General features: G+C 47.4%; 5 protein-coding genes. 1 reads left to right on the top strand and 4 read right to left on the bottom strand.

Features of this window, described 5'->3' with window-relative positions:
- Positions 1–235: 235 nt before the first annotated feature.
- Positions 236–3898 (bottom strand): WD40 domain-containing protein, encoded by a 3663-nt coding sequence (locus tag AC5I6P_RS25870; RefSeq protein WP_495696652.1) that lies wholly within the window; start codon positions 3896–3898, stop codon positions 236–238.
- Positions 3899–4273: 375 nt separating this feature from the next.
- Entirely contained in the window at positions 4274–4483 is a 210-nt protein-coding gene (locus AC5I6P_RS25875; RefSeq protein WP_495696653.1) for a hypothetical protein, read from the bottom strand.
- A gap of 290 nt (positions 4484–4773) precedes the next feature.
- On the opposite strand from AC5I6P_RS25875, the gene AC5I6P_RS25880 reads away from it, so the two are divergent.
- Complete coding sequence (locus AC5I6P_RS25880; RefSeq protein WP_495696654.1) at positions 4774–4932, top strand: hypothetical protein; 159 nt, start codon at positions 4774–4776, stop codon at positions 4930–4932.
- A gap of 255 nt (positions 4933–5187) precedes the next feature.
- On the opposite strand, the gene AC5I6P_RS25885 is transcribed toward AC5I6P_RS25880, so the two are convergent.
- Both AC5I6P_RS25885 and AC5I6P_RS25890 read right to left on the bottom strand, forming a co-directional pair.
- Positions 5188–6420 carry an MFS transporter gene (locus tag AC5I6P_RS25885; protein WP_495696655.1) on the bottom strand — a complete coding sequence of 411 codons (1233 nt, stop codon included), beginning with the start codon at positions 6418–6420 and terminating at the stop codon, positions 5188–5190.
- Between the two features lie 50 nt (positions 6421–6470).
- Positions 6471–6956: VOC family protein (locus tag AC5I6P_RS25890; RefSeq protein WP_495696656.1), on the bottom strand; the 486-nt coding region annotated here is incomplete at its 5' end.

A 6956-nucleotide genomic window follows, 5' to 3' on the forward strand; every position in this document is an offset into this window, starting at 1 on the left:
TGGCTGCTATCCGGCATCTGCTATGATTTCCAAGCTCACTGTCACCCCCTGAACTCCAATGCGTCACGTCAGATTTGATTTTTTCCATCTCTCGCCATCAATCTTCCTCACAACAGTACTTTGAGGCACGCCTCTCTAACCTCGTTGCACATCCTATGAGGAGAAAACGAAGAGTAATCTGATACTCGACAACTGTTAATCGACAGCACGTTAATACTTAAACCACTCACCCGCGCTAATCCTCAGTCGCGCTAGCAATCGGCAATAAGGACCCAACGATCCTTGCACCAAGCGTTTTCAGCTTTGCTTTTCGAGTTTCGGTTAAACCTGAAACATCAGTAATATTCATCCTCTCATAAGGTCTAACCACTCGCATCGTCCGTAACGTGACGCCGTTTTCGATTGACCAAACTTGAATCGCCGCATCAAGGCTCCCCGTGATTGCGGTTGTAGCATCAGCGCCAAAAGCAACTGCTGTTACTGCGTCCTGATGTCCTCTTAGAGTTTGAAGACAAACTTGATCACTCACCTGCCACAGTTTTGCAGTACGGTCATCGCTACCACTGAGTAAGAACTCACTATCGGCACTAAAACAGAGTGAGCTAATACGATTGATATGTCCTCGCAGAAGTGCAATAGTTTCTCTCGTCGCTGCATTACAAAGATAAACGAGTCCAGCCTCATCACCATAAGCAAAGTATTGTCCATCGCCACTGAAAGCAATTGCGTGAACACGACCTGTTTGAAGTGTCTGAACAAGCTGTTGCGTTTCAAGATGCCAAATACGAACAGTTGCATCAAGACCACCACTTGCTAAAAAGCACTGATCGGGGCTAAAAGAGATCGACCGCACACTGTGTGTATGTCCTTGAAGAATCCCCAAGCATTGCCCTGACTGAAGGCTCCAGAGTCGAACCGTTTTATCTTCACTCGCACTGGCTAAAACCATCCTATCTGGACTAAAAACGACTGACCAAATCCAGCACCCATGACCCACAAACGTCTGAATTTTCTGCCCAGTTTGGGTGCAACACACTTGGATCGATAAATCTTCACTCGCACTCGCTAGCCAGCGCTCGTCTGGGCTAAACGCGAGTGATCGAATCCAACCGCTATGGGGTGTGAGAGTTTGTAGCAGTTCGCCTGTTTCAGAACGCCAAAATCGTAGCTGAGAATCGCGTCCTCCACTTACGACAAGATTTGTCGTGGAACTTACTGCGATCGCTTCAATCCCATTACTATAGCCTTGAAGCGTTTTGAAGGGCCGCCCTTTTGGAAACTGCCACCACCGCAGTGTCTGATCATGCCCGCCACTAATCAAGAATTTTCCATCGCGGCTAAAAACAGTTGACCAAACAAAACTAGTATGTCCACGAATTAGCCTTTGGCACTGTTGAGTTGATAGATCCCAAAGGCGCATACTGTAGTCATGCCCTCCACTGACAAGATATTGTCCATCCGGACTAAAACTGACAGTCCACACACAACGCGTATGTCCAGTCAAAACCGCCAAGCACTCTTCTGTTTCAAGACTCCAGAGACGTACAGTACAATCATCGCTTCCAGTTGCTAAAACAGACCCATCTGGGCTGACTTGGTTGCACCAAACACTTCCAGTATGTCCGACCAATGTACTAAGTCTCGCTAGATCAGAGAATCGCCAGATTTTGATGACATGATCCTTGCCCGTACTAATGAGTCGCATTCCATCCGGTGTTACGCTCAGTGAGGCAATTCCTGTTTCATGAGCGTTGTCGATCACCCGCTGACACAGCCCTGTAGAAACATTCCACAGGCGTAATGTATTATCATCTCCACCACTCACCAGGAATTGACCGTCTAAACTGAAGGTGACAGCCCAAGCTGCACCTAGTGCAGTGGGTAGAATCGTCCGACATTCTCCGGTCATCATGCTCCAGAGACGCACAGTTTGATCCTGACTCGCACTTGCTAGCCACTGACCGTTTGGGCTAAATGAGATCGATCGTACCCACCCCTGATGTGCACGCAGAACCGCAATCGAGTTTGGACTTGGCGACTTCCAAATGTAGATGTCATTGCTGGTCGTTCCAGCAGCGACCATAGCTCCATCCGGGCTCATAACAATGCAGAGAACGCTCCCAAACGTTTCCGAAAAAACTGAGTCTGTAAACGTACAACCTTGTAGGTTAAGTCCGTGTAACTGTTTGCCTGCAAGGTAAGCGTGCCGAATTGTCAAATTAGAAAAATCGCGATTGCTTAAATCTGCACCCATCAAACTCAGCAAATTCAGCAGATTACCGCCTGCATAACCCGAATGCTGCTGACTCTGCTGGGTCTCTCGCAACATATCTTTCAACTGCTCAATTCGTTGCTCAAGCTGCTGTTGTGTACCAAATTGCTCAGTAAGGTAATGAATCAGCGGTTGAACGAGTTGTCGTACTTGAGCACTGCGGACATAATCCGTTGCTTGAGTATTCACAAGTGCTAACCGATCTAAATAGTTCAACACACCAGTGGCTACCTCCTCGCAAAGATTCTGAATCAGCCGTCCAATTGCGTACTCTGCAATCATCGGCTGGAGCGCAAATCGAGCCTGACTGTCTTCTAATAGAGATCGTCGCTTGAGCCGTTCTAGCGTCCGAGGTAATTCGGTTTGGGTAACTGGATTGAGGAGCAGATTCTGAAGCTGAGCATAAGTCAGTGCTTCGCGCTGACTTGCGAGCCAGTACATGAGTTCCTTCTCAGGCAGCGATAAACGACTAAATTGCTGATTGAGTAAATCATCTACGTCATCTGAAACTGCTATACCCTGATCCAGCAATTTCCGAAACTCGGCTAAGTCGCCGTCGAAAAGCCCGCGTATCGTGCTGGATATAAGTTTTAGTGCGAGTGGATTGCCAGCATAATGATTTATAATCTGCTCCCAATCTTCAGAATCACTGGCGGAAAAACCATAAGTTGCAAACATCTGCTGCACAGCTTGCGTCAAGAGACCGTTCAACGGCATTGAGCGAACTTGCTTGCTCCGTTCTTCATACGTAGAAATCGCTTTTGGTTTTTCTCGACTCGTAATAATTAGACAACTTTGGTGGGGTAGTTGAGCTACATGAGCGAATAGGAGATCGTATTCTTCGTATCCTTCACGATAATCCCCAGTACGCTCATGGCAGCGAAGAATCGTTTCTAAATTGTCAAGAATGAGAAGACAGCGATGCTGCTGCAGGTAAGAGAGCAATAGTGTCAAGCTGTGGTCCAAGTGGTCTTCCCAGCGAATCTCATCATTCAAATGTCCAAGCGCACCTAGAATATCCGCAATCACGTCACGGACTGGTGGGGCGTTGTGCAGAGAGCGCCAAATGACCTGCTCAAATTTCGGCTGAAGGGTTTGAGCTAGATGTTGCGTCAGCGTTGTTTTGCCAATTCCGCCCATGCCTAGAATGGCAAGGAGACGACACTGTTGATGCTCAATCCAGTCAGTTAGCTTGGCTTGTTCTTGCTCTCGACCATAGAAGCCGTCGTGCAGCGAAAATGGTAGCGCGATCGATACAGACAGTGGCGACGATTCTGCAACGTGAATTAAAGAAGTGACTGAATCGTGCGTTGGTGAAGCAAGCAGCGTCACTGGTTCAGTCATTGCTGTCGTTTGAAAATACCGCTGAATTTGAGAGCGAAAATTCGTCTTGTTGATCTCTAGACTAAGACTATTAGAGAGAACTCGCCATAGTTTTGAACCAACGTCTCGAACATAGCCTGCATCATAGCCGAGGTCTTGTGCGATCGTAGGGTACGTCTCTCCTTCCCAAGCTTTCCGAAGAATCGTGTGCTGTAAATCCGTCAACAACCCTAATTTCAGCAGCTCATCCAGCATTTCTGAAGCATTTGTAGTCAGCACAGGTAGCACCACTAGAGTTTGCATCTACACGTTGATAAACTTTTGACTGTTAAGTTTTATCAGACTAGCTTCGTTGTCGAGCACTTATATAGTACTTGACTTATCAAACGTGTGCTAGGGAAACCACCCAAAGGAGATATTTCTCCTATTTCATTCCCTTGAAAGGCTCATCAGGTTATGAAAAGGGAAAATGCCTAAACCAGCAGGTGTGGCAATAGTTCTGTGAAATTCGCAATTGCTTCGTTCAACCTAAATGACCCAGCAAAATAAGTAGATTCTGTTCTCATCGCTTTAAACGAAGCAAACTCTAAAGCCTCTACGCAACAAAGTTCTGGCTTTTTCGATTGACATAACAGAAGCTATGTAAGAGCAATTCTGCTTCAGGGGGTGACAAGGCAGCTAAAGAGCAGACTGGATCAGGGAAATGGCGTTGAGACCTCGCCCAGAAAAGGAGCGTTTTTGGGGTTTGAGTGCCATGAGTTTGGCGGCAAGGATAGACCACAAATTGAGGCTATCAATCCACAAGCTGCCGTATAGACCAAACCAAAATTGGCTATGTCGACTTTGGACTCGTTTGGGTTCCGTAACCCGACCCACGTAACGCTGCACTCGTTCGGTACGAATGCGTTGTCCGCGACGTAGTCACCGAAGTGCAACCGAGATTGCTCAAGCCCTACAAGGTGATGGCAGGGCTGTTTCATTGTGAGAAATAAAAAACTGGCTGCTTGATTCCCTCGTTCGACGTTCTTGAATTTTTTGAACCTTGCAAACGAGGACTTGGGGCTTCCAGATATCTCTCGGTGACAATGAAACAACCCTGCTGGGTGATGGTCGTGTTCTAGACGTGTGGATGACTTTCTATAAACTGTTGGAATCGGATTTGAACAATCCTGAGCCACATGTCTAGAACATCACCAGTTGTCAATCACGCTGCAAACGCCTTCCGGATAGCGGCTCTGGCAGCAGGCAAAACTCGCTCTGCCCTAGATGCGTTTTATCGCCGTTTGCGAACTCACCTGGGAGCACGAAAGCCATTACAGCCACCGCTCACAAGTTAGCTCGCCTCTTCTATCGACTCTGGAGTTCGGGTGGAGCCTATGACGACCCAAGGGTCAACTACTACGAGCAAGGCTACCAGGAGCAGATTGTCAAAGGTCTGCGGAAAAAGGCGCAGGTACTGGGGTTTGACCTTGTTGCTGCATCTTCCACGCAAATTGTTTCTTAGGAGAGGGATAAACATAGCAAGCAAGCAAAAATGGCGCTACCAGTAGCGCCATGCTATACGTTCCACCGCTTGGGAGTTTTCTTACATGTCAACCCTTGCTGTTGAGAGGTAAAGACTTAGGTTTGTTTCCTTCCCCATGAAACAGAAGGATCGATGCAATTGCCAAAAACAGCATTACGCTACCAAAGATCAACAAAGCGGGAGTAAAGCCAAATCGCAGGATTTCGCCAAATAAATATCCACCTGTACCAAAGCCAATGAACAAGGTAAACACATTTAATCCCATTGCCTGTCCTGGCCGCTCCGCGCCTAAGCTGGTAACGATCCCAGCAAGCAGGGGCTGTGTGAGATCATAGCCAAGTGACAGAGTGATTGCAGCAATCGTGGCAATAATTGGCGGAACGTTCACAATGAGAACCAGTGGCGCGATCGCGGCAACCGCGAAGCCAATTGGGAGTATACGATTCCGCCCCCAGCGATCCGCCAATTTGCCGACTATGGGACCGAACAGCACACCCGGAATTCCATACCCTAATAGCGCGATCCCGATTTGCGCTTCATCGAATCCATATCGTTGAGACAAATAGAGCCCAAGCCAAGTAAAAACACCAGAGTGAAAAATCCCGTTTAGAAACACATAGCTGTAAGTTCTTGCACCTCGACGCGAGGTGAGCAACTCTTTATATCCGGTTAACAAATTTTTCAAATTGAAGGGAATCTTTGATTTAGTGCTGGCAATTAAGCGGCGTTGCTGCCACAGAAGACGAAACAGCACACTCGCAAAAATGCCGACACCAATAAAAAGTCCTTTCCAGCCAATCATGGGTAGGAGAATGGCACCACAGGTGGAACCCAAAGCCATTCCACCTGCCATCGCACCAAAAATCCATCCCAAAGGACGACCGCGTTGTGAGTAAGGATATAGCTCTCCGATCAGCGTCAGGATCTGTGGAATCGTACCACTAGCGCTGAGTCCCGTTAACAGCCGCCATCCAATCAGTTGGGGTGCAGACTGAGCCGTTGCGCTCAACAGCGTTAATATCACCATGGCAAACAGTGACATTAGCATGATTGGCTTGCGACCTACCCGATCTGATAGCAACCCAAACAGTAATGAAGTAATTCCATACGGAATCATATAAGCCGGAACCAGCAATCCAATAATCTGGTTGTCAACCTGAAATTCCTGCGCCAAGTGGGGGATAATTGGTGCAACCATGTACGCTTGGAAAAAAATGAGAACGGTTGCTGCGATTAAAGTCCAGAGTAGGCGCTCTCGCTGATCCAATTGCAGATCTGTTGTATTTGTGCTAATTTCCACACTACTCTCCAACATAGAACAAATAAACGGTTAAGATTTCAGCAAGTCGTTTACCAGGAGTCAACATTGGGCATGGAAGCCCAAGGCTCTTGCAGTGGCAAAGCACCGTTTTCTTGTATTAGCTCAATTGAAATACCGTTGGGGTCTTTGACAAATGCCATATGCCCATCGCGTGGCGGACGAAGAATGTTGATCCCATTAGACTTAAGGCGATCACATAACTCATAAATGTCCTCGACTCGATAAGCAAGATGACCAAAGTTATTGCCACTTGTATAGGCGCGATCGTCCCAATTGTGAGTGAGTTCAATTTCGGGTGCGCCTGGCTCCGTCGCCAAAAAATAAAGCGTGTATTGCCCATTGGGATAATCTTTTTGACGAAGGAGCCTCAGCCCTAACAGCTCATAAAACCGCAGGGTTGGTGGAACATCTCTCACCCGAATCATGCAATGAAGAAATTTCATGCTGCCTCCTTTATGGAACTTAGAGCCTAGCCGAAAACCTGTAAATTTATGAAATACTGGACTGGAGAGTGT

Source organism: Myxacorys sp. (assembly GCF_059501405.1).